Origin of the sequence: Polaribacter vadi (assembly GCF_018861005.1) — a bacterium.
Taxonomy (GTDB): domain Bacteria; phylum Bacteroidota; class Bacteroidia; order Flavobacteriales; family Flavobacteriaceae; genus Polaribacter; species Polaribacter vadi_A.
Window position 1 is genome coordinate 176,899 of the sequence record NZ_JAHKQL010000034.1, and the last position, 23,141, is coordinate 200,039.

21 protein-coding genes are annotated in these 23,141 nt (G+C 29.5%); 4 read left to right on the plus strand and 17 right to left on the minus strand.

Annotation, left to right across the window (positions count from 1 at the left end; all coding sequences use genetic code 11):
• Positions 1–205: 205 nt before the first annotated feature.
• On the minus strand, positions 206–403 hold the full coding sequence (locus tag KO506_RS15710) for a hypothetical protein (RefSeq protein WP_215995876.1): 198 nt from the start codon (positions 401–403) through the stop codon (positions 206–208).
• 219 nt (positions 404–622) lie between these two features.
• On the opposite strand from KO506_RS15710, the gene KO506_RS15715 reads away from it, so the two are divergent.
• Genes KO506_RS15715 through KO506_RS15730 form a run of 4 tightly spaced genes read left to right on the plus strand, consistent with a single transcriptional unit; the run spans position 623 to position 2,202 of the window.
• Positions 623–1,378 carry a hypothetical protein gene (locus KO506_RS15715; protein ID WP_215995877.1) on the plus strand — a complete coding sequence of 252 codons (756 nt, stop codon included), beginning with the start codon at positions 623–625 and terminating at the stop codon, positions 1,376–1,378.
• A 2-nt stretch (positions 1,379–1,380) separates the two neighbouring features.
• Complete coding sequence (locus KO506_RS15720) at positions 1,381–1,803, plus strand: DUF5675 family protein (protein ID WP_215995878.1); 423 nt, start codon at positions 1,381–1,383, stop codon at positions 1,801–1,803.
• The gene (locus KO506_RS15725; protein ID WP_215995879.1) at positions 1,781–2,020 is read left to right on the plus strand and encodes a hypothetical protein; all 240 of its coding nucleotides are present in this window, start codon (positions 1,781–1,783) and stop codon (positions 2,018–2,020) included. Before KO506_RS15720 ends, KO506_RS15725 begins: the two co-directional genes overlap by 23 nt.
• Positions 2,020–2,202, plus strand: a complete 183-nt coding sequence (locus KO506_RS15730; protein WP_215995880.1) for a hypothetical protein — start codon at positions 2,020–2,022, stop codon at positions 2,200–2,202. Before KO506_RS15725 ends, KO506_RS15730 begins: the two co-directional genes overlap by 1 nt.
• A 1,020-nt stretch (positions 2,203–3,222) precedes the next feature.
• Here the strand turns inward: KO506_RS15730 and KO506_RS15735 are convergent.
• The 16 genes from KO506_RS15735 to KO506_RS15810 form a co-directional block, all read right to left on the minus strand.
• On the minus strand, positions 3,223–4,890 hold the full coding sequence (locus KO506_RS15735; protein WP_215995881.1) for a hypothetical protein: 1,668 nt from the start codon (positions 4,888–4,890) through the stop codon (positions 3,223–3,225).
• On the minus strand, positions 4,874–6,475 hold the full coding sequence (locus KO506_RS15740; RefSeq protein WP_215995882.1) for a hypothetical protein: 1,602 nt from the start codon (positions 6,473–6,475) through the stop codon (positions 4,874–4,876). Before KO506_RS15740 ends, KO506_RS15735 begins: the two co-directional genes overlap by 17 nt.
• 81 nt (positions 6,476–6,556) lie before the next feature.
• Positions 6,557–7,936 (minus strand): RNA-binding domain-containing protein, encoded by a 1,380-nt coding sequence (locus KO506_RS15745; RefSeq protein ID WP_215995883.1) that lies wholly within the window; start codon positions 7,934–7,936, stop codon positions 6,557–6,559.
• Positions 7,937–8,024: 88 nt separating this feature from the next.
• Positions 8,025–8,687, minus strand: a complete 663-nt coding sequence (locus KO506_RS15750; RefSeq protein WP_215995884.1) for an ATPase — start codon at positions 8,685–8,687, stop codon at positions 8,025–8,027.
• Positions 8,684–9,370 carry a hypothetical protein gene (locus KO506_RS15755; protein WP_215995885.1) on the minus strand — a complete coding sequence of 229 codons (687 nt, stop codon included), beginning with the start codon at positions 9,368–9,370 and terminating at the stop codon, positions 8,684–8,686. Before KO506_RS15755 ends, KO506_RS15750 begins: the two co-directional genes overlap by 4 nt.
• A gap of 390 nt (positions 9,371–9,760) precedes the next feature.
• Positions 9,761–10,039, minus strand: coding sequence for a helix-turn-helix domain-containing protein (locus tag KO506_RS15760; protein WP_077811306.1), 279 nt, complete (start codon positions 10,037–10,039; stop codon positions 9,761–9,763).
• A gap of 313 nt (positions 10,040–10,352) precedes the next feature.
• Entirely contained in the window at positions 10,353–11,198 is an 846-nt protein-coding gene (locus KO506_RS15765) for an RteC domain-containing protein (RefSeq protein WP_215995886.1), read from the minus strand.
• 113 nt (positions 11,199–11,311) lie between these two features.
• The gene (locus KO506_RS15770) at positions 11,312–13,273 is read right to left on the minus strand and encodes a heavy metal translocating P-type ATPase (protein WP_215995887.1); all 1,962 of its coding nucleotides are present in this window, start codon (positions 13,271–13,273) and stop codon (positions 11,312–11,314) included.
• 32 nt (positions 13,274–13,305) lie between these two features.
• Positions 13,306–13,890 (minus strand): methyltransferase family protein, encoded by a 585-nt coding sequence (locus tag KO506_RS15775; RefSeq protein WP_215995888.1) that lies wholly within the window; start codon positions 13,888–13,890, stop codon positions 13,306–13,308.
• A gap of 66 nt (positions 13,891–13,956) precedes the next feature.
• A complete protein-coding gene (locus tag KO506_RS15780; RefSeq protein WP_215995889.1) occupies positions 13,957–14,370 on the minus strand; it encodes a Fur family transcriptional regulator in 414 nt (137 codons plus the stop codon).
• Positions 14,371–14,372: 2 nt separating this feature from the next.
• On the minus strand, positions 14,373–15,566 hold the full coding sequence (locus tag KO506_RS15785) for an efflux RND transporter periplasmic adaptor subunit (protein WP_215995890.1): 1,194 nt from the start codon (positions 15,564–15,566) through the stop codon (positions 14,373–14,375).
• Positions 15,567–15,570: 4 nt separating this feature from the next.
• Positions 15,571–19,905: a CusA/CzcA family heavy metal efflux RND transporter gene (locus tag KO506_RS15790; RefSeq protein ID WP_215995891.1), complete on the minus strand. Its 4,335-nt coding sequence runs from the start codon at positions 19,903–19,905 to the stop codon at positions 15,571–15,573.
• Between the two features lie 121 nt (positions 19,906–20,026).
• Positions 20,027–20,338: a DUF6660 family protein gene (locus KO506_RS15795; RefSeq protein WP_077808650.1), complete on the minus strand. Its 312-nt coding sequence runs from the start codon at positions 20,336–20,338 to the stop codon at positions 20,027–20,029.
• Positions 20,339–20,449: 111 nt separating this feature from the next.
• The gene (locus KO506_RS15800; protein WP_215995892.1) at positions 20,450–20,854 is read right to left on the minus strand and encodes a heavy-metal-associated domain-containing protein; all 405 of its coding nucleotides are present in this window, start codon (positions 20,852–20,854) and stop codon (positions 20,450–20,452) included.
• Positions 20,855–20,882: 28 nt separating this feature from the next.
• Positions 20,883–22,652 carry an efflux RND transporter periplasmic adaptor subunit gene (locus KO506_RS15805; protein ID WP_215995893.1) on the minus strand — a complete coding sequence of 590 codons (1,770 nt, stop codon included), beginning with the start codon at positions 22,650–22,652 and terminating at the stop codon, positions 20,883–20,885.
• Positions 22,642–23,133 (minus strand): DUF305 domain-containing protein, encoded by a 492-nt coding sequence (locus KO506_RS15810; RefSeq protein ID WP_215995894.1) that lies wholly within the window; start codon positions 23,131–23,133, stop codon positions 22,642–22,644. The genes KO506_RS15805 and KO506_RS15810 overlap by 11 nt, the downstream gene beginning before the upstream one ends.
• Positions 23,134–23,141 lie beyond the last annotated feature (8 nt).

Sequence of the window (23,141 nt, forward strand, 5' to 3'; positions counted from 1 at the left end):
TTTTTTGTTTTAGTCGGGGTGGCAGGATGATAACTAAACCGCCACTATGCAGTAAAATCAATACTTTAGGAAAAGTGCTAAAACAGTGTGAACCGAATTGTAGACCTAATAGTTAAATTGAAATAGTATGTTTTATTTGAACGTCTAAAACAAATTTACGATTTTAACTTCATTAAAACCAAACAAATAGCGTCAAATATTATGATTAATCTATTAAATATTTATTAATAGTTTCTTCCTCAATACCAGTATAATTAGCAAAATCTTGTACTGTTATAAATTGATGAGGTTCTTTATCCAAAAAGCTTTTTATATCATTTAAAAGCTTTCGCCCATAACGTTCACTGCGCCCTGTAATGCGCTGAATGTCCTTTGGGTATATGCAAGCTCTTTTTTGATTCATAATACACTATCTATGCTTTATCCATACTTAAGCCATATTCTATAATTATATGATGATGGTAATAATGCGTTGTTAAAATGTTGACAATACGTTAGTGTTATCAATATTTTAATGACTTTTTTGGTTGTATCGGAATGAATGACCAAAAACGGATTTTGATTTTTTTCTTTATGCTATAAAGTTACGTGATTTGAATTTATTAATTAAAAATAAAATCTTATGGCAAAACAGACAGGTATTATCAAATTAAAAGGAACTATCGGAGGTATTTCTTTTTACAAAACAGGAGATGGACATCTTGCACGAGAAAAAGGAGGCGTGGATAAAAATAGAATCCAGAATGATCCTGCGTTTCAAAGAACGCGTGAAAATGGTTCTGAATTTGGAAGAGCAGGAAAAGGTGGAAAAGTATTACGAAATGCAATTCGTGTGCTTTTGCAGAATGCAAAAGACAAGCGTGTTGTAAGTAGATTAACAAAAGACCTTGTTGCTATTGTTAAAACAGACACCACTAATGAAAGAGGATTAAGAACCATCCAAGATGGGGATTTAAGCCTATTAGAAAGGTTTGAATTCAATTTGAATGGTAAATTAGGAGCAACTTTATTTGCTGTATTTACAAATGCTTTCGACAGAGTTACTGGTGATGCAACTTTAAATATTGCTGCTTTTTCTCCAACTTTAAGAATTGCGGCTCCTGCAGGAACAACTCATTTTAAAGTTGTAATGGGTGCAGCAGAATTAGATTTTGCAAATGAAACCTCAACATTTGAAAATGATGAAACTGCAATTTTGCCTTATGCTGCAGCTGATACTGCTCCAATTGCTTTAACATCTACTATTACTGCTAATTCAACATTGCCTGTAGTACAAATTTTAGGGATTGAGTTTTACCAAGAGGTAAATGGACAAATGTATGCGCTTAAAAACGGTGCTTACAATGCTTTAGCAGTTGTCACTATTGATACTCCATAAGTATGGAATTAGTACTTCAAAGAGCGTATTTTAAAGAGGGTACTAATGGTACTCTCTTTCGCTCTGGTTTATTTCTTTGTCATACAATTGAATTGCCCTGGAAAAATAATAAGAGAAATATTTCTTGTATTCCAGAAGGAGAATATCAAATTGAGCCCCGTTTTTCTAAACGATTTCAACATCATTTAATTTTAAAAGCAGTAAAAAGCAGAAGTTATATTTTATTTCATCCTGCAAACGATGCTTTAAAAGATTTAGAAGGTTGTATTGCTCCAGTAACTTATTTAAGTGGCATAGGGAAGGGTATTTATTCAAAAGGTGCTATGCAAAAGTTACTGTCTCTGGTTTACCAAGCTAAAGATAGGAAGGAAATTATTTTATTAACTATTAAATCACAAAATTATGAACATAGTAGAACGTTATAAAAAGCCAACACCAAGGTTTTTCAAAATTTTAAGAAATATCGGTATTGCCCTGGCTACAGCTGGAGGCGCAATTATTGCAGCTCCAATTGCAATACCATCTTTGGTTGTAACAATTGCAACTTATATGACTGTTGTTGGAACTGTGGCTACTGCAGTAAGCCAAGCAGTTGTAAAAGATGAAGATAGTTCTGAAATTGAAGTAAATTCAACAAAATAATGGACGATAATACTAAATCTGCAATTGTTGGTGGTACTTTTTTTTCATCTGTAGTAAATATTGGTGTTGAAGATGTAGCTACAACTATAATTTTAGCAGTTATTGGTGCTATTGTAAGTTTTTTTGTTTCAATTATTTTAAAATACATATTCCAGAATCTAAAAATTAAAACGAAAAAGTAGAGTTACATAATTTTTATGTTGGAATTAGGTCAACAAATAAAGTGCATTATAAAAATAGTGTACTTTTTTTATGCGTTTTTTTAATAAACGGTTTTAAATTATTTTTTACTTAACGAAATGAGACAAACAAAGAATTTTGATAAAGAAACTAAATGAATTTAGCAGAATTTTTGTGCAGGAGAATGAGATAAGGAAAAAATATCAACGAATATTATCGTTTTTAAAGATTGATAAACAGAGGTGGGGTTGAGCGTGGAGTTTATCAATCTTTAAAAATGTTAGCCCAATGGCGATTGAATGAAAATTATTAAAGACGAAGTACGTAGTGCGCTGGCAGAAGCGAAAATAAGTGTGTATTTTTTTATTTGTTTTGTATTATTTTTCTGATTGTTTTTGTAAAAAGTGAATGCCTCTAAAAATGTATTTATTGTAAATAAGTTTCTACGTTTACAAATTGTTTTTAATATTGGATTAGCATTTACTTTTGTGAAAACAATATTACCCCATTTTCTTACAAATAAAAAAATATACTCTTATTGGCTTTTTCTTGATTTTATAGGTGCTTTAGAATTTCTTTTATAAACTGAAATTTGATTAGTTCTATCAAAGTTAATTACACACTACCAACAAGCACTTATAAAAACAATGCAACAAAGACTGAATGTTGTTAAAATAACCAAACTTCATTATTAATTACGGATGTGAGCGTTGGAAGAGCGGCTATTTTACATAATGGCGTTATAGTGCCTGGAACTTTTGTGGAAGAGCAGTATAACTGCGCATTATGTAAAGATAGCTTTGGGGAGTTTTGTGTTTTATGAAATAATAAAAACGTGTTGCTTTTTAGAGTTGTGTAATGAGTTTGCGAATGAAACAAGCTCTAAAATTCAACTACCTATAGAATATTAAAACGCTAAACTTGCATTGGCGCGCGGAACAAACCAAAAGACAGAGATTTTGTGCTTTTGCAACAAACTGGATTTTGGTTTGTGGGGAATTAATTATCCTTAAAAAATAACCTTATTCTGTTTTGACAAGTCTACGCCAAATAAAAGGAAAAGGTAACTCTCTATGATATCTACTTGTTATTGAAAAAATTAAATCATAACTAATATCCATAATTTTAAACTTCTTTTCTTCTGAAAAAAGTACTACTTCCTCTATTATTTCTTTTTTATAATCTTCAATAGATTTATAAAGAGTAATTGAATGCTTTACTTTCCCTGAAGCTCTACTATAACCATTATTTAAATAAAATTTTTCTGTCTCTAATTTTGGAAACCAAATTTGTAGATTTAATTTATTATCAAATAATTTTAAAATGTTTTGCAAATCATCATAAGCATCTTTACTATTTAATAAAGCTGACCAATCTGCTAATAATGTTAGGAGCATAGTAGATTTTTCATCCTGCTTTTTAGTGCCCATATAATAATCTACCAGATTTTCATAATTTGTTTTAAATAAAGGGAAAAAATCTTTCAATATTTTCGCATCGTGAATACCTACAACAAGCATTCTTAACCATTTCTCACATTCTTCTTTATGGCCTGTAAAGTATAAAAACCTCATAGCAGGTTCAATATCTATAATGTGGTCATCATATAATGGATAATGTGATGTTGGATTTGTGTTAATTAAAGACAAGAGTGCTTTAGAAATTGTCATAGCAGATTCTTCATAAATAGCAGCTGCAGAAGAATCTTTAGAGTTGAAATGATATTGATAATGTTTTATTTCTGTAAGACCTATATTAGCAAGAATTCCTATTTCTTCCCAAACAGTTAGACTATATTCAATCTGATTACGAGAATAACGTTGTAAACTATGTTCCACAAAATAGTGTTTGCTTACCTTATTAAAGTAAGATATTCCTATTTTTCGTCTCAATAAATGTATTTCATAAAACTCTAACCTGATATATTTTTCTCTAAAAAGATCTTGATTACTCAACCAATCAAAAACTTTCAAAATAGTTTTATCTGCAGCAAATATCGCAGATTTAATGTAGCCATTATCTTCTGCCCATTTAAAAACTATACTCAAACATATTCGTAGTAATTTTAATCTTTTAAGTAGCGGTTTTTTTGTTTTAATTGGCTTGTCCAATATTGTGTCCACCAATCTATTATAGTGGTTTAAATCATAGTCTTTAAGTTCAAGAAAAGCCAATGTTTTCTTTAAAAGTGAACGCATTTCTGGATTAAATAATCTTTCTGAAAGTAGATTCTCTGAAACCATCTTGGTTATATCATCTATACCCCAAAAATCAAATTTCAAATCATCACTTTCATATTTTTCTGTATATTTTGCCCAACTTGTTTGAACTGTTTGATTTAAGTTACCGTTTGTTGCTACTATTACTTTTTTTTGGAGTTTTCTTTGTTCTGTAGTTAAGGAAATTGAAATATAAGTTTCTAAAATTTCTGTTAATGATTGACGTACTGCATTTTGGCCAGAATCCCAAACTGACCTTGTAATGTCTCCTTGTTTTACAGTTATAAGAAATATCTTTTCGATATTATCTTTATCTTTTCCTACTGCAGCTATATCTACACCATACTGTCTACCTTTTTGAGGTTTAGATATTGGAGTAATACTTTTGCTTATTAGAATGTCAATAAGTAGCGCATCAAGTTCACCATCTTCTTTTAAAAGAGAAATATATTCATTAGTTAGGAAGTTCATTTCTTTTCATATTTTGCCACATTAATCTTGTTTTTTCTTGACCTATTTCATCTATGGATTGAACACGAGGCATTTCAAAACTACTTTTGAAGTTTTGCATTTCTGCTTCTTGAGAATATTCACCTCTATGCTTTGAAAAAAAAGATTTACCAGCTTTGAGATTAATATTAGTAACCATATTTAGAAATGAATTATTTTTAGATTCCGAATCATCCATTATTTTTTGCATTTGAATATTTTGTTGTTTCAAAAAATAATTCATTCTCTTATCTGAAGGTTCAAACTCATTTATTATTTCTAATTCAGAAACCTGTTTGTAATAATTCTCTGAAGCATCAATAATTTGATCTATGATTGAGGTTATGATTTTGTTAGCAGTTTTTCTTTTCTCTTTTAGTATTTCAGTTACAGAATAATAGTTTATTATTAAATATTTTACAAAAAGAGTTGCAATGTGATTTCTTATACGTTCATTTTTATAATTTACTTCAAGAATATTATAGAGCATTTCAGATGCATATTCCCGATCTAATATATTTCCTACAATCATAAAAACAATATATAAAGAATCTTCTTCATCTAAATTTTGTAATAATTCTTTAGGAAGCCCAATAGGACTAATATTATCTTCAAAATTGCTAATAACAAAATGTAAAGCATTTTTGTATGATTGATTGTCTGAATTTAGCCACTCTAAAAATAATATTTCTATCATTTTTGGGTGATTAGAATACAGTTCATTTATTATTTCTTTTAAAACAGATATCCTTTTTATTTTACCTTTATTATTTAAAATCCATTCATTTATAAACTCAATAATAATATCTGGATTTTTAGTAATTGTATCTTTTAAACGATATTTAATTGTTCTATAAATACCTTTATATTCGAATTCAGTATAAGTTAAAAGATTCAGACATTTTTTAAAATATTCTGGATCTTCCTCAAACTTGAACTCTGCATTTAGAGATCTTGCCACTTCACTTTGAACTTCAATATTTTTTTTCTTTAATAATTGTATTATTATTTTCTTTGCATCATCAATAGAATTTATATGCTTATTGTAAAACCTTGTAATAATACCTAAATCTTGGTTGAATCCTTTTTCTATAATTCTTACTAAATTTTTATTAACGTCATTTAAGAATTTTGTATCTTCCTGCTTATCTTTTATGACTACTTGATAAGCAGCATTAAGGCCTGCTTTAACTTCATTTTCATCTAAACTTTTTATAAGAAATAGAATTTCATCTTTAAAAGGGTATGTAGTTTCACTTTTAGATAATCCACCAAATATTGAAGCAATAAAATTTAAAGTTTCTAAAGTTCCTTTTTGTCTTATTAATTCTAATACTTCAATTGCTTCTTTTGGTTTTTCTGATGCATAATTCCTTAATGCTTCATATATGGAATAGCTTGCACCATCATTTTTAATTTTTTCAAACAATATAGGTAATGATTCTACAAAATATTCTTTATTAGGTACTTCAAATTCCTTACAATACTTATGAAAATCTTGCCAAAACCCATTATATTCAGAGTTTTTATTTAGCTGTGTTAAAAACTCTTTAGCTTTACTACTCATTTTTTTCAAAGATTTAAAAATATATAAAGAGAAATTATCTTCAATTACTTCTTAAAATTATTAACCCACCTTTCTACCCACTTACGGAAGTATGTAGTTTATTTTCCAATGACCACCTTTTGCGCTACCAACTCTTACTATAAGTGCTATATCTTTTAGGAACTCTAAATTATTATCAATAGCAGTAGCACTTATGCCCACTATTTCTTCCAATTCTCTTTTAGAAACTTTATTATTTATATGAATTGCTTTGATAATATTAACTCTATTATCTGTTAGATTATCTACCCACTTATCTACCCACTTATCAAAATCGAAAGGTCTTCTAAATGTTACAGTAAATATACCTTCCGTATTGAATTCAGGTGGAGTTAAATTATTTTCTAACATTAAATCTCTCATTCTACTAATACCAGAACCTACTTGTTCTACCATTCTTATTCTTTCAAAAAGACCAAATATTAAAGGATTTCTGCTTAAACTTCTTTTTCCAAATTCATTTTTAGGAATGCCACTTACTAAACCACCAGGATTAGAAACTTCAATTCTATCATTAAAAACTTCCACAGAAATACGAGCTCCTTTATCATAATAATCTCTATGTGCTAAAGCATTAATAATAGCTTCTTTAAAAACTGTTTCAGGAATTTCCCAAATTTCTTTTCGAGGTTGTGAACCATTTCCTTCAATGTCATAACGCACATTTAGTTTTGTTTTTAACCAAGTCATTGTTTGAAGAAATTGCTGATATAAAGTACCTGACATTATTTTATCATCAGTAATATATCTTTTATCAATACCATCAAAAACAATACACCTAATTATTGCTTTTTCAAAAAACTGTTCTGGATTTTCTGCAAAGAATAAAGTAGCACCATTTTTAAGGAAGCCTTCTTTGGTTATTAATTTTAAATTATTGAATACTTGTTCGTTTGAAACTGTAGTACCTAAACCTGCTAATTCTCTAAATTGATCGATATTAGTATTAGGAATATCTTTAGTAATATCAATGGTTTTACAAGGCGCTTCATCGTAATAAATCTTATCAGCTTGCTGAAAGAAATCTCTCATTTCTTCTACCGTAGTTAATTTTTGAGAATTAGGACCTTGACGAACATAAATTGCTCCAGAAAGGACATAAGGTTTATTTACACCTGAAGGAACTTCAATTATTACAATTTCTTTTTCATCAATAGTTGTCGTATAAATATTGCAATGTAATGTAGGTGTAATTTCATTTATTGAATTCTGCAAAGCGGAACGTTTTGCATTGTTAAACGTAACTCCTTGAACATTATTAGCATCATCAACACCCAAAATAAGAGTACCACCAGATGCATTTGCAAAAGCACAAATTTCTTCTGTAACCTCTTTTATTTTATTTGGAATTCTTACTTTAAATTCAAGGTTAAAGCCTTCTCCTGAATTTATAAGTGATTTTATTTCGTTGATACTTAACATAAAATTATTGCTATTCACAAATCTATTAAAATTGTTTGGTTTTTAGTCTTTGTATTACACTTTTATCGATGTTGAGTCGGTGTTGCCTTTATTTTCGTTTATCTGAACTTTCTTTATCAAAAGCAATCAAATTAAATAATTCACGCATTCTGGAACGTACACGAATCCCATATCTACTCTCTAATTCTTGTGCGTTTAAGTTTGTAGTGGTGTGTGTTCTAATTTTACGTTTTAAGAATAAATCGTAACGAGATAAAAGGATTTCTCCCATTACATTGCAATCTTTACCAAAATGACGACCTGAAGTTTCTACTCCTAAATCATCAAAGCAATAAAAGCCATTATTTCCATACTCTTCAATAATTTTGAAACCACTTTTATTAAAACTAAACGTAATATTTCTTGCAGGAACTACTATATGTTTGTTTTGATGAGGTATTATAAAAGGCAATAGTTTCATTAAACTAGTTTTACCACATCCTACTGGACCTGATAATAAAATACCTTTGTTGGGATCTATTTGTAATTTTTTGCAAGTTTCAATATCACGAATAAAATAAATACATAGTTTATAGAGAATTGCTTCATCTTCTGAATAAATTTTAAAGTTTTTACCAAATAGTAGTTTGCCTTTTGCTTCTAAATAGATTAGCATTTTTGGAAAATCGTAGATTATTTGATTCCCTTTTAGTTCTCCTAATTGGAATTGGACACTTCCTTCTTGAATGATATGTGGTTGTATTTTAATCATAAAGGTTCGTTGTAATTTTTATTTTTACTGGTCTTTAGGTTGTCTTGATTTTGGCTAACTGATTTTTGCGTTTCTTTATTTTTTATTTCTTCAGCTTTTATCATCCAGTTTTTAGCTGTTGCTTGCCAATTGACAATTTTTGTTTTACCACCAACTTTCCAGCCAATGCCCTGGTAATGGTTGAAGAATTTTTGTGCTTCAATTATTGGCCATTTTTCTTTTTTGAAAAAATCAATAACTATTTTTTCATTTTTGGGCTGGTCAAGTTTATTAATGTTTTTATTGTTTCTATTAGTTTGTATATGTTTATTAATAGATACCAGTGCTTGTCCACTGCTTGTCTCGATATTGGTATTGTTGTGTACCAGAGCTTGTCCAGTACTTGTCTCGAATTTGAACATCTTAATTTTACTTCCTTTATAAGGGTTATGTGATGGATAATAAATTATATATTTCCAATGACTTAATTCTTTAATACACTTGTGATAGGTAGATTTTGAACCTATTTTAGAAAAACGCATTACCTCTTCTCGATTGATAAAAAAGACCTCCTCAAAACGGTTGATATTCCATAATTGGAATAATGCCATATATAAACTTATATGTGTTGGATTTAAACGATTGTCTTTAGAGAATTGAATGAATACACCTTTTAAGTGTTTTATGTAGTTTACGTTTTGCATTTCTACTATTTTCTGTTTTTTTACTTCTTACTTTTTTGCATTGATCAAAAAAGTAACAAAAAAATCTAGTCTTGCATCTTCGGCGGTCAAATCAATTTTCAATAGCTAAAAGAAAAGAACTCCACTTCCTTTTAGTCAGTGTCAAACAGCTTTTCTTTTTACACTTTTTTCAAATGATTGACACTCGCCTGCCAGATGCTATGACAAATGAGATGTTTACTAGCATAAAAGCATTTCCATAAATCTTAATACATTGTATTTTAACTGTATTTCAAATATTTTCAGTTGTTTTATGTAATTTACTTTTTGCATAGCTTAAACTTCTCGATACAATTTTACTGACGCATTCCGCTATGCGCAATAGGACATTAAAACCACTCGAAGTGACAATTAAAACTTGTTATGGATTCGGTTTTCTTCTAATACTTTTTGAATTTCTTCATAATCGTAATAGATTACACCTCCAACTTTAGAGTAGGGGAGTGTGCCATTAATTCTTAAGTTTTGTAATGTTCCTGGAGAAATGCTTAATAAATCTCTGACCTCTGGAGATTTTAACCATTTTTTAGGTGCAAAACCTGATTGATGGTTAATCATTGCTTTGATGTTTTCTAATAATTCGTGTTTGAATTCTTGTAAATCTTCTGTAGTAATAATAGTTGCTGCCATTTTCTAACAATTTTTGTAAAGAAGCTGTTGAATGCCCCCACATTCAAACAGCTTCTTTGGGTTAATTTAGTTCACGAGTTTTCTGTTACTATACATATGTGTTCGTGAACCTACGATTTGACTTTCGTTTGGCAAATATGATATGATTTATTGAAGTTTATACACAAGTAAAACCCAACTTGGGTGATTTTATGTACTCATTTTTAATAGGTTATATTCCTTTTAATTGTTGTTGTGATTATTTATAAGAGCAACAAAAAAGTGCAAATTATATGAAAAATAATTTGCACTTAGAAACACCCAACTTGGGTGTTTATTCATCTGAATCTAACATCTTATTTTCTAGAGAATTTTTTAGTTTATCTATGAATTTAGTCTGATTCATTTTACGTGAACGTATTTCTAAAAATGTTCTGTAATAATCACCAAGGTCAATGTTAAACATTTGTTCGCAAGCTGATGCCATTTCTTTAATATCTGCTGTTCCGCTATTTACAGCACCAGAACTATGAAGCGCGTAAATTAATTCTATTAAATCGGTTTTATTGCCTGTCCAAAAAAGTTTTGACTGTTTTTTAAACGCATTGATATTAGTTTCCATACTATTATTGTTTTCAAGTTTATCTATTTCTCTTTTTAGATAGATAATTAACATATCGTATGCCATAATAGTAGCCACTGTTGTATCGTGACTTGTAGAAAATTTATCGTCCGTAAAAAACGATAATGAATCTGGAAATAGCCTTATATCCGCTTTACCTCTGATAAAATATTCTTCATCTAAAAAAATAGCACCTCTTCTGAAATAATGATAAAATTCTAGGTTATCATTAAAATAGTTTTGAAGCCTATCTATGTGATTATTGAAGTATTTTACTTGAGATTTATTACTACTTCTAGGTCTTTTACTTTCTATACTGAATAATTTGACATAATATATTAATTTACTAAAAACATAAGGCTTCATATTTTTGAAAAAAAGTATTTCTTCATTTTTTGGAATTAATTTTTTCCTTAAAAAAAGTATTTTTATTTGTTTTAATGCTCTTTTTGTTACTCTAATACTTTCTTCTGCTTTTTCTAATACGCCTTCTGTTTCTTTCTCTAAAAAATCTAAATTATAGTCTAATTCTTTAACAATTTTTTCAATCTTTTTCAATTTTGTTCATCTGTAAAAAATCATACCAATATCTTAATTAATATGACTTTAGTTATAACTTTATTTATTTCACATATTTATATTTCATTAATATTTATCTTATTTAGTTATTTTTAATTCACTCTCCATTTCATTTTCTGTAATCTAACAGCATTTAGAATAGCCAACAAAGCAACACCCACATCAGCAAAAACAGCTTCCCACATTGTAGCCAAACCACCTGCTCCTAAAATTAGCACAATCACTTTTACACCAAATGCTAATCCAATATTTTGCCATACAATCTTTCTTGTTGAGCGACCAATTTGAATCGCTTTTACTACTTTTGATGGCTGATCTGTTTGAATAATAACATCAGCTGTTTCAATGGCAACATCGCTACCTAAACCACCCATAGCAATACCAACATCACTTGCTGCTAAAACAGGTGCATCATTAATACCATCACCAATAAAAGCAATCTTATTTTCTGAATTTTGTTTTAACTTTTCTACTTCATTTAATTTATCTTCAGGTAATAAACCGCCTTTGGCTTCTTCAATATTTAATTCTGATGCTACTTTTTGAGTAATAGAATCTTTATCACCAGAAAGCATCATTATTTTTTTAATACCTACTTTATGTAACGCTGTAATTGTTTCTTTTGCATCTTCTTTCAATTCATCTGCAATAACAACATAGCCTGCAAAAGCGTTATCAATAGCCACTAAAACTATAGATTCTACAATAGTGTCAATTTCTTTGGAAACTTCGATATTATTTGCTGCCATTAAGGTTTTATTACCAACTAAAACAGGTTTGCCATTTACGTTTCCTTTTAATCCTTTACCTGCAATTTCGGATACTTCTGAAGCTTGAAAATCTTTACCATCTGCTTTATACTCTAAAATAGCTTTTGCTATAGGATGTGTAGATTGTTCCTCCATAGCCATTAAGTATTTCATAAATTCCTTTTCCTCCCAGTTAATGGCTTTAATATCTTTAATTTTAAAAACTCCTTTTGTTACGGTTCCAGTTTTATCCATTACCAAAATATTAATCTTGGTCATTGCGTCTAAAAAAGAAGCACCTTTAAATAAAATACCATTTTTTGAAGCTGCACCTAAACCACCAAAATATCCTAAAGGAATAGAAATTACCAAAGCACAAGGACAGGATATTACTAAAAATATTAATGCACGATATAGCCAATCTCTAAACACATAATCATCTACAAAAAAATAAGGTAGAAACGTAACAGTTATTGCTAAAAACACAACAATTGGTGTATATACTCTCGCAAATTTTCTAATAAACAATTCGGTTTTAGACTTACGAGCTGTTGCATTTTGAACCATATCAAGAATTCTGGCAATAGAACTGTCTTTAAATTCTTTGGTAGTTTTAATTTCGATAACACCATCCAAATTAATGCTACCTGCAAATACCTTTTCTCCTTTTGTAATCGTATCAGGTTTGCTTTCCCCAGTTAATGCAGCAGTATTAAAAGAACCTTTTTCGGATAATAAAATACCATCTAAAGGAATTTTCTCACCAACACGAACTTTTACTTTTTCTCCAATTTCTACAGTTTCAGGATTTACCGATTTATAATCATTATTTCGATATACCAAAGCTTCATTTGGACGAACATCAAGTAGCGCTTTTATATTGCCTTTTGCTCTACTTACTGCAGCACTTTGGAATAGTTCACCAATAGCATAGAATAACATTACAGCAACACCTTCAGGATATTCCCCAATTATAAATGCACCAATTGTAGCAATGGACATTAAAAAAAACTCTGTGAATACATCTCCTTTTTTAATACTATTCCAACCCTCTTTTACAACCGGAAGTCCTACAGGTAAATAAGCTACACTGTACCAAATTATTCGAATCCAGTCTTTAAAAAAAGCAACATCAAAATAGTCTAAACCTATACCAATGATAAGCATTATAAAACTTGCTATTGCAGGTATGTAGGTTTTTAAAGAACTACTATTTGAGTGTTCGTGATTATGATGATCTTTGTGATTGTGTTGCTTTTCTGAACCTGGTTTTAAATCACTTAAATTAACTTTCTTTTTTTTCATTTTTTAGTGTAATTTTTCTAAAAGCAAAATGATCAAATCCATCTTCTCACTTTTTTTGAATATTTTAAATAATCATTACCAAACTCTAGTTTTAAAAAATCTTCCTCTAATCTTATTTGTGTATTGATGCTTATTGTAGATAGTGAGATTATTAATAATGTAAATGCATTTGGAATAATCAAAAACAATCCAATATTTGCTAACATAATTCCAAGAAAAATTGGATTTCTTGATATTGAAAATAATCCTTTAGTTACAAGTTTTGTTTTATTCTTTTTATCAATGCCAATTCTCCAAGAATTAGCCATTTGAGATTGAGCAAACCAAACTACGATTAAAGAAATAATTAAAAATCCCCATCCAATTTTGAATAATATTTCATTTTCTAAATACCAAAAGGGAAGTAAATATTTAGACCATTCAATTTTAAAGGCGTAAATACCAACAATAACGAGTTCTAAAAAAGAAATTACAGTGAATACTTTACCATTATAACCGTGTGCATCATCTGTTTTATTAAATGTTAATGGATTTACACCTGTCTTTATTTTTAATAAGAATGACCTTATGACAAATACAAAGAGAAAATAAACTATAAAGAAAATGAATAAAAGCATTGATTTTTAGATTAATTTTATTGATACAAAATTGCTATAAAAACCAATGCAATGGAAGTGCATTTATTACACGCTACATTTATCGCAAATTCCTTTTACAACTAAGTTTACATTCTCGGAGACAAAACCATCAGGTACTTTTATTTGTGGTATTTTATGGTCTGTTAAGCAAATTGTTTCATTACAGTTATTACAGTGAAAATGTAAATGCAAATCTGTTTCAATTTCGCAATTACATCCTTTTTCACATAATGCATATTTTGTAATACCTGTACCATCATCTATTTGATGTACTATTGCTTTTTCTTCAAATGTTTTTACTGTCCTGTACAATGTGGTTCTATCTGCTTTTTCAAAAGCATTTTCTATATCGCTTAATGTTACAGCCACTTCTTTTTTTGCAAGAAACTTATAAATAAGTAAACGCATCGCAGTAACACGAATATTTTTTGATTCTAAAAGTTGTTCAATTGTTTTCATAATTAATGTTCGTGTTCTGTTTCTCCTTTTTTCATTTCAGCCATTAAATAATATGCATTATTATAGGCGATTTTAATATTTTTTTCTGTTTGATTAATAAATTTAACTTCAATCCAATTATTGTCTTTTGTACCTAAAATGACCTCAATAGGTGAAAAACTCCAATCATTGTTTTCTTTTTTTACAGAAAAAACAAAGAATCTATCACCATCTTTTATGATTGCACTTTCTGGTAATGCCTTTGTTACTTTATTGTTGACTTGAATTTTCCCTTTTATGTACATTCCTGGAATTAAATTTCCTTTTTTGTTTTCAATTTCTGCGTGAACGTGAAGTGCTTTCGGATTATCTTCAAACGTTTTACTTACCGAATAAATTTCTGCTGATAGTTCTTCGTCTGAATTAGATTGTAAGTTGAATATCACTTTTTGCCCTTTTTTAACCTTGTAAACATCTTTTTCAAATACCATTAAATCTGCGTGAACGTGATGTGTATTTACAATTTCAAAAAGCTCTGTTTGTGGCTCTACATACTGCCCAGTTTTAACTTCAACTTTTTGCACAAAACCTTCTATTGGGCTTCTTAACGATATGTTTTGAGTAATTGTTCCATTACGAACTGATGACGTATTTACATTTAACAATTTCAATTGAGCTTCCAATCCGTTTACCATCGCTTTAGAAGCATCATATTCTGCTTCAGCTTTTTGAAAATTTGCACCAGAACCAACGCCTGCATCATATAATTTTTTTTGACGTTCGTAGTTTTTCTTCAAAAAATTACTGTTGCTAAAAGCATTCAAATAATCAGTTTGCATTTTTATAATATTTGGATGAGATAAATATGCTACTACTTGACCTTTTTTAACTTTATCGCCTTCAATTACATTTATGGATACTACGTTTGCACCAATTACAGGGGTAATTGTTGCTTCGTTTTGAGGTGGCACTTCTAATCTGCCATTTGCTTCAACATAACCACTCATATTACGTAATGCAATGGTGTCTATTTTCATCTGTAAAGCTTCAAACTGTTTTTGTGTAAGTATAACTTCTTTGGACTCTTTATGATTACTCTCTAATTCTTTATTATTTGAATTTGTGCTATTTGCTATTTTCTTATCACTATTAACACAAGCTGTTAACATAATGCCCAGTAAAACAATTGTTAGAATATTATATGATTTTTTTTTCATTTTCTTATTGATTAAAATATTGTAGTTGAAATGTACTTTCTAAATAATTTATTAATGCTTCTTGAGCTTCTAATTCAGATTGAATTGCCTCTTTTATTAATTGTGTAAAAGCTGTATAATCTATTTCACCTTCTTTGTAAGCAAATAAAGCGCCTACTTTTTGTTCTTTTACAAGTGGTAAAACTTTATTTTTATAAAAAAACCAAGACGTTTTCCATTTTTGATAATTCTCTTTAGATTGTATAAACCTTGATTGTACTTCTTGTTTTTTAAACTGAATATTGGTGTCTGCAATTTCCTTATCTATTTTTGCAGTTTTAACTTTTGCTCTACTTGTTCCGGATAAAAAAGGAATTGAAATACCTGCTTGATAGGTATAAAAACCTGAATTACCATTTAAGTTTTGAAAACCACCCTGAAGATTTAACTTCGGTAAATTATCTGCTTTAGCAGTCTTATATTTTGCTTCTGCTTCTGTTACCTTTAATTTTGCTATTTCAAATAATGGATGTTTCTCTGGATTAAAAGATGCAACATTAATTTTATTAGTGATTTCAAAATCATTAGTAACTGTATAGAATGTATCAGAAACCAGCCATAGATTTAATTGTTGCAATGCAATATCATATTCACTTTTTGACTGCATAAATTTATTTTGAATTTGTAAGGCTTGATTTTTAGCTGCTGAATATTCTAACCTTGAAATTGCTTCTACTTTATAACTTAAAGCTACAGCTTTTTCAAAGTTGGTATAAATGGAATCTAATTCTTTGTATAAATTGTATTTCCTTTTACTCTGAAAAACATTTGCCCACGCCTTTTTTACTTCTAACTCTAAATCTAATTCTGAAAGTTGAAACGCTTTTTGAGCTAATTGAATATGTTGCTCTTGCAATCGCTTTTTTGCAGAAATACCAAAAACATTAATGTTACTTTGACCAATTCCTAAAGTAGTGTAAATACCATTACCATTATTGATCTCTTCTCCACCTGTGAAAATTTGAGTTGTACCAAAATCAAAAACTGTACTTTTTAACTGCTTTTGTTTGTTGATTTCTAATTGCTTTTGTTTTAATAATGGATAATTTTCTTTTGATAAATTGACTGCTTCATTCATTGAAATAACGGGCAACGTAACATAAACTTCTTGTGCATTACCTGTTATTGGTAAGAAAAACACAAAAGCGACCATAGCTGTAACTGTAATTATTTTTTTATTTGCTCTCAAGTTGAATGATTTGTTTTCTACCCAATGATATAATATTGGTAAAACGAATAATGTTAATAATGTAGAAGTAAGTAAACCACCAATTACAACCGTTGCTAAAGGTCTTTGTACTTCTGCACCAGCTGAAGCTGAAATTGCCATAGGTAAAAAGCCTAAAACATCTGTAAAAGCAGTTAACATAATAGGTCTAATTCTTCGTTTTGTACCTTCTATAATTCTATCTTTTAAATTAGTTACACCTTCTTCTTTTAGTTCATTTAAACCGCTAATCATTACTAATCCGTTTAAAACTGCAACACCAAATAAAACGATAAAGCCAACACCTGCAGAAATACTAAAAGGCATATCTCTTAACCATAATGCAAATACACCACCAATAGTTGCCATTGGAATAGCTATGTAAATCATTAAGGTTTGTGGTAACGATTTTAGAGCAAAATAGATGAGTACAAAAATTAGTAATAACGCAATTGGCACAACTGTTAGTAAACGATTACTGGCACGTTCTAAATTTTCAAAAGCGCCACCATAGCGAATAAAATAACCTGTAGGTAATTCTAATTCCGCATCTAACTTTGATTTTATTTCCATTACCAGGGATTTTACATCCCTTCCTCTAACGTTGATACCAACATAAGTTCTTCTATTCGTATTATCTCTACTTATTTGCATTGGACCAGCTTTGTAGCTTACGTCTGCAATTTCACGAAGTGGGATTTGATTACCAGAAGGTAAATTGATATATAAATTTTGAACATCTGAAATATTCTTTCGGTTTTGAGAATTTAATCTTACAACTAAATCAAATCGTTTTTCTCCTTCAAAAATTATCCCTGCTTTACCACCAGCAAAAGCAGACTGAACTAACTGATTCATTTTATTTATTTGAAGGCCATATTGAGCTAATTTATTTCTATTATACGTTATTGTAATTTGTGGTAAACCAGTTGTAGCTTCGGCTTTCATATCTCCAATACCTTCTGTACCAGCAATAATTTTAGATATTTCTTCTGCTTTTTGAGATAATACATTTATATCTTCACCATAAATCTTTATAGCTATATCTTCTCTAACACCTTCCAATAATTCATTAAAACGCATTTCAATTGGTTGGGTAAATTCGTAATTAACTCCAGGAATTATTTCAACAGCTTCTTTCATTTGCTCAATGAGTTCGTTTTTAGAATTAACTGAAGTCCATTCACTTTTGGGTTTTAAAATCACAAAAATATCTGCAATATCCATAGGCATAGGATCTGTTGGTATTTCTGCAACACCAATTCGACTTACAATTTTCTCAACTTCAGGAAACTTTGCTTTAACAATTTTCTCAATCTTTGTTGTTGTTTCAATAGTTTCAGTTAATGAACTACCAGGTTTTAAAATAGCGTGAAAAGCAATATCGCCTTCATCAAGTTGAGGTATGAACTCGCCACCCATTCTTGTAAACATAAAAACTGTAATACCAAATAAAATAACAGAAACACCAATTATTAGCTTTCCTTTTTTTAATGCTTTTTCTAATAAAGGTTGGTATTTACGTTCTACCCAATGCACAAATTTATCTCCATAAGATTTTTTTTCTGATTTTGGAGCTCTTAAAATTAATGCAGACATCATTGGTACGTAAGTCAAACACAGCACCATTGCACCAATCATTGCAAAAATGAAAGTCAATGCCATAGGTTTAAACATTTTCCCTTCAATACCCTCTAATGCCAATATTGGCAGAAATACGATTAGAATAATTAGCTGACCAAAAAAGGCAGCATTCATCATTTTTTTTGAAGCATCACTTGCAACACCATCACGTTCTTTGGATGTTAATTTCCTTTTCTTTAATACTTTTGATGCAATGAGAAAAACGGTGCTTTCTACAATAATTACTGCGCCATCTACAATAATACCGAAATCAATTGCACCTAAACTCATTAGATTTGCCCAAACATTAAATGCATTCATTAATATAAAAGCAAATAATAATGATAATGGAATAGTGGAAGCTACTATTAAACCACCTCGCCAGTTTCCTAATAAGAAAATAAGGACAAAAATCACTATCAATGCACCTTCAATAAGGTTTGTTGCAATTGTAGATGTTGTTTCAGCTATTAGCTTACTTCGGTCTAATAAAGGTTCAATTATCACACCTTCTGGCAAAGATTTTACAATTTGAGCCATTCTAACTTTTACATTTTCTATTACATCATTTGAATTAGCTCCTTTAAGCATCATTACCAAACCACCTACAACTTCTCCTTCGCCATCTTGTGTTAATGCACCATAACGAATGGCAGCACCAAATTGTACTTTGGCAATGTCGCCAATTGTAATAGGAATACCATTTGAGTTTTTTATTGTTATTTTTTTTATATCGTCTAAAGTTCGAACCAAACCTTCACCACGAATAAAATTAGCTTGATGATTTTTTTCAATATATGCACCACCAGTATTTTGGTTATTATTTTCCAGTGCTTCAAATATATCTGTAATAGTTATTCCTATTGCTCGCAATTCGTTAGGGTCAACAGCAACTTCATATTGCTTTATTTTACCACCAATTGCATTTACCTCTACAACACCTGCAACCATTGCCATTTGACGTTGTACAATCCAATCTTGCATCGTACGTAAATCAGTAATCGAATATTTATCTTTATATTCTGGTTTTACTTTTAATGTGTATTGATATATTTCTCCTAAACCAGATGAAATAGGACCCATTGAAGGTTCACCAAAACCAGCAGGAATTTGTGCTTTTATATCGTTCAATTTTTCAGCAACTAATTGACGAGGTAAATATGTTCCCATATCATCATCAAAAACTATAGTAACCACAGATAAACCAAAACGAGAAATTGAACGAATTTCCTGAACATTGGGTAGATTACTCATTGCTATCTCTATTGGATAGGTTATAATTTGCTCAATATCCTCTGTTCCTAAATTTGGTGCTTGTGTAATAACTTGTACTTGGTTGTTTGTAATATCTGGAACTGCATCTATTGGTACTTGGGTCATACTCCAAATACCTGCTCCAATAATGGTAAGCGTAAGCAAACCAATTATAAATTTGTTATTGATTGAAAAATCAATGATTTTATTAATCATAGAAAATGTATTAATTCAGTTATACTTTTCGACTTAATTCAAAACAATATTAGAATTAGACGAAATAAAAAGAACCTTTTAGGCTCGAAATAGGATATAGTTATCCTTTAAAAAAACTGAATTATGCCCTTGGTGGCTGTAAAATTGAAGTAGTAAAGTCTTTTTCTGTACCATTTTGGTAGAAAAAATCTTGTGTAGAAATGTAGGATGTATTAATACTTACATCTACAAATTTGAAATCTATCGCACTAATATGGCAACACTGACAAATACAAAAAGGAGAACATAAGTCTGAACCTTGATGTTGATGATCACTGTCGGTTACCTGTGAAACTTCTGTTTGAACCTCATTATCAAGCACAGTATAATCTTCGCAAGGTGCTAAATTAAGGGCTAAAATATAAATTGATAATATGAAGGCTAAATATTTCATTGTAACAAAGATATAAATTAATTAGTGCAATGGTTGTGCAAAAAAGAAATCACACTTTGTAATTCTAAAAAGAAGTACTTTTAAAAAGCACTTCTTCTCTTTGTAGTTTTATTAATTAGATTGATTCATTTCCATAGTATGGTCATATTTACAACAACCAGGTAAATTATCATAAGCATCTATATCTCCTTTCGCTTTTTCTGTATCATAACCTGAAGCTGCAATTGCTTTATGAATAGCCATTACATTCGTTTTACTTTCATCAAAAGAAACAGCAATTTTCTTTTTATCTACATCCCAAGCTGCAGTTGCAACACCATCAACATTGTTTGCTGCTTTTTCTATGGTACTTTTACACATACCACAGTTTCCTCTTACACCAAAAGAAATTTCTGTTGTTGCCACTTCTTTAGAAACTTCAGTTTTGTTGGTATTTGTTTCTTTTTTTCCTTCGTTTTTACAGCTTACAAATACTATTGCTGCAATAATTACTGCACTTAAAATTACTTTTTTCATTTGTTTAAAATTTAATTATTAATTTGTTTTATTGTTCTATTACTTGTTTTACTTCACCACAGGTTAACATTTTATCACCATAATAAGGATTAATTACTTTTTCTTCTTTACTTAACCAATAAGCACCTTTGTTGCTATTTGCCATAGGACAGAATTCTACAAACACTTTTGTGTTGATTCCGAATATTTGAATTGCTTTTATTAAGTTTAAAGACAAATTTTTAAAATGACTTCTTTGTTCTTCAATATTTGATGTTGTAGAAATTGATGTAGTAGCTTTTTTTATTTCTTTTACTAAAGACATCCAATCTGTATGAGTTTTATTATCTTTTAGTAATTTCATATCTACTTTAGATATGTTTTCTAATAGCTTTTTTGATGCTAAAATTGATTTATTAGTTTCTTCTTTAACCAGAGCATCTTTTAATTTTATATACGCATTAAAAACTGTTTTTAATTGATTTTGAAAATCTTCTGACACTTCTATTCTCTCGTTTTTATTGAAGCTGTTTGTTATTGATGAAGTATTCTTTGCCATACCAAGATGATTTTCGTGACCTGTCATTACTTTACCACCTTTTTTATTCATCATAGATTTTTTACCTTGTAATTGAGCTGCTGCATCAACCGTAAAAGTTCCATTAGTTACTATTTCATCTTCATTTTTTAAACCTTTTAAAACTTCGTAGTTATTGCCAATTCTATTGCCTAATGTAATTTCGCGCATTTCAAAAACAGGAGCATTCTCATTCGTTTTTACATAAACAACAGAGCGTTTTCCTGTCCATAAAACTGCTGATGCTGGTATAGAAATAATTGCTCCTTTATCGGAATTGATTCCTTTAATTTTTCCTTCAACAAACATTCCTGGTTTTAATAGGTTGTTTCTATTATTAAGTACAACTCTTAATTTTACGGTTCTTGTTTTTGTATCTAAAACAGGATCTATAAAATCTACTTTTGCATTAATTACTTTATTAGTATTTGTTGTTATAGAAATTTCTTGACCTTTTTTAAACAAACCAATCTGATTTTCATACACATCAAAATTTGCCCAAAGAGTGTTAAAGTTTGCTATTTTAAATAAAGGTTGCCCTTGTTTTACAGAAGAACCTTCTTCTACTAATTTTTCTGAAACTGTACCAGTAACAGTTGCATACACAGGAAAGTTCTCTTTTACTTTACCTGATGTCTCAATTTGATTAATTTGAGTTTCTGAAAGTTTCCATAATTTTAATTTGTTACGAACAGCTTTGTATAATGTTGGTTGTGTTTCTTTTAAAGAGGAAGCAGTAATTAATTCTTGTTGTGCAGCAAATAATTCTGGTGAATAAATAGTTGCTAATAGTTGCCCTTTATTAACCTTTATACCTGTAGAATTGATGTTTAAACGTTCTATTCTACCAGAGAAATAACTTACTTGTATAGCATTTTCTTCTTCATTTTCTACAATTTTTCCTGATAATAGAATTCCATTATTTTCTACTTTATCATTACCAACAATAGACGTTTGAATGTTTGCTAAAGCCATTGCATTTTCTGTCAGTTTAAATTGGTTTGCCATTAAACCATCTGAACTATTTTCTGCAGGAATTAAATCCATTCCACAAATTGGGCAATCACCAGGTTCTGATTTCATAATTTGCGGATGCATAGAACACGTCCACATTTGACTTTTTGTAGAAACTTCATTATGATTGTGAGTTGACTTATCAGAAGAATTTCCGAAGAAAAAATAGCCTAACAACAAACCGAAAGCAAGTATTCCCAAATAGATTGCTATATTTTTATTTTTCATTTTCTAATCGTTTTATCATCGCTTTCATTTCTTCAATTTCTCTTTTCTGCGCTTTAATAATATCCTCTGCCAATTTTTTAACTTCTGGGTCTTTAATATCAGCTCTTCCACTTGTAAGGATTGCAATTGAATGATGTGGAATCATTGCTTTCATCCAAAGAACTTCGCCAACTGTAGATTTCTGCTCACGAACCAAACCTAATGAACCTGCAAAAAGCACAAAACTTCCAATAAGAATTGCAATGTTTTTTTTCTTGTTCTTATACATATTTCTCATAAAAAACCACATTATAACTGCCATTGTAGAAGTACCTAAACAAACCATATAAAAGCGTGTTAGACTAAAATATACGTGGTCAAATTCGTATGTGTTTAAATACATAGTTATGTACATCGCTATAAAAGATAAACCTAACATTAAAAGGAATTTGGTGTAATTGCTCATATTTTTATTATTGTTTTTGTGTTCATTTGAATTCATAATTTTCT

Excerpts from the sequence above, each read along its gene's own strand:
- KO506_RS15710 (WP_215995876.1), bottom strand. The coding sequence starts at position 403 with ATGAATCAAAAAAGAGCTTGCATATACCCAAAGGACATTCAGCGCATT.
- KO506_RS15715 (WP_215995877.1), top strand. The coding sequence starts at position 623 with ATGGCAAAACAGACAGGTATTATCAAATTAAAAGGAACTATCGGAGGT.
- KO506_RS15720 (WP_215995878.1), top strand. The coding sequence starts at position 1,381 with ATGGAATTAGTACTTCAAAGAGCGTATTTTAAAGAGGGTACTAATGGT.
- KO506_RS15725 (WP_215995879.1), top strand. The coding sequence starts at position 1,781 with ATGAACATAGTAGAACGTTATAAAAAGCCAACACCAAGGTTTTTCAAA.
- KO506_RS15730 (WP_215995880.1), top strand. The coding sequence starts at position 2,020 with ATGGACGATAATACTAAATCTGCAATTGTTGGTGGTACTTTTTTTTCA.
- KO506_RS15735 (WP_215995881.1), bottom strand. The coding sequence starts at position 4,890 with ATGAACTTCCTAACTAATGAATATATTTCTCTTTTAAAAGAAGATGGT.
- KO506_RS15740 (WP_215995882.1), bottom strand. The coding sequence starts at position 6,475 with ATGAGTAGTAAAGCTAAAGAGTTTTTAACACAGCTAAATAAAAACTCT.
- KO506_RS15745 (WP_215995883.1), bottom strand. The coding sequence starts at position 7,936 with ATGTTAAGTATCAACGAAATAAAATCACTTATAAATTCAGGAGAAGGC.
- KO506_RS15750 (WP_215995884.1), bottom strand. The coding sequence starts at position 8,687 with ATGATTAAAATACAACCACATATCATTCAAGAAGGAAGTGTCCAATTC.
- KO506_RS15755 (WP_215995885.1), bottom strand. The coding sequence starts at position 9,370 with ATGCAAAACGTAAACTACATAAAACACTTAAAAGGTGTATTCATTCAA.
- KO506_RS15760 (WP_077811306.1), bottom strand. The coding sequence starts at position 10,039 with ATGGCAGCAACTATTATTACTACAGAAGATTTACAAGAATTCAAACAC.
- KO506_RS15770 (WP_215995887.1), bottom strand. The coding sequence starts at position 13,273 with ATGAAAAAAAAGAAAGTTAATTTAAGTGATTTAAAACCAGGTTCAGAA.
- KO506_RS15775 (WP_215995888.1), bottom strand. The coding sequence starts at position 13,890 with ATGCTTTTATTCATTTTCTTTATAGTTTATTTTCTCTTTGTATTTGTC.
- KO506_RS15780 (WP_215995889.1), bottom strand. The coding sequence starts at position 14,370 with ATGAAAACAATTGAACAACTTTTAGAATCAAAAAATATTCGTGTTACT.
- KO506_RS15785 (WP_215995890.1), bottom strand. The coding sequence starts at position 15,566 with ATGAAAAAAAAATCATATAATATTCTAACAATTGTTTTACTGGGCATT.
- KO506_RS15790 (WP_215995891.1), bottom strand. The coding sequence starts at position 19,905 with ATGATTAATAAAATCATTGATTTTTCAATCAATAACAAATTTATAATT.
- KO506_RS15795 (WP_077808650.1), bottom strand. The coding sequence starts at position 20,338 with ATGAAATATTTAGCCTTCATATTATCAATTTATATTTTAGCCCTTAAT.
- KO506_RS15800 (WP_215995892.1), bottom strand. The coding sequence starts at position 20,854 with ATGAAAAAAGTAATTTTAAGTGCAGTAATTATTGCAGCAATAGTATTT.
- KO506_RS15805 (WP_215995893.1), bottom strand. The coding sequence starts at position 22,652 with ATGAAAAATAAAAATATAGCAATCTATTTGGGAATACTTGCTTTCGGT.
- KO506_RS15810 (WP_215995894.1), bottom strand. The coding sequence starts at position 23,133 with ATGAATTCAAATGAACACAAAAACAATAATAAAAATATGAGCAATTAC.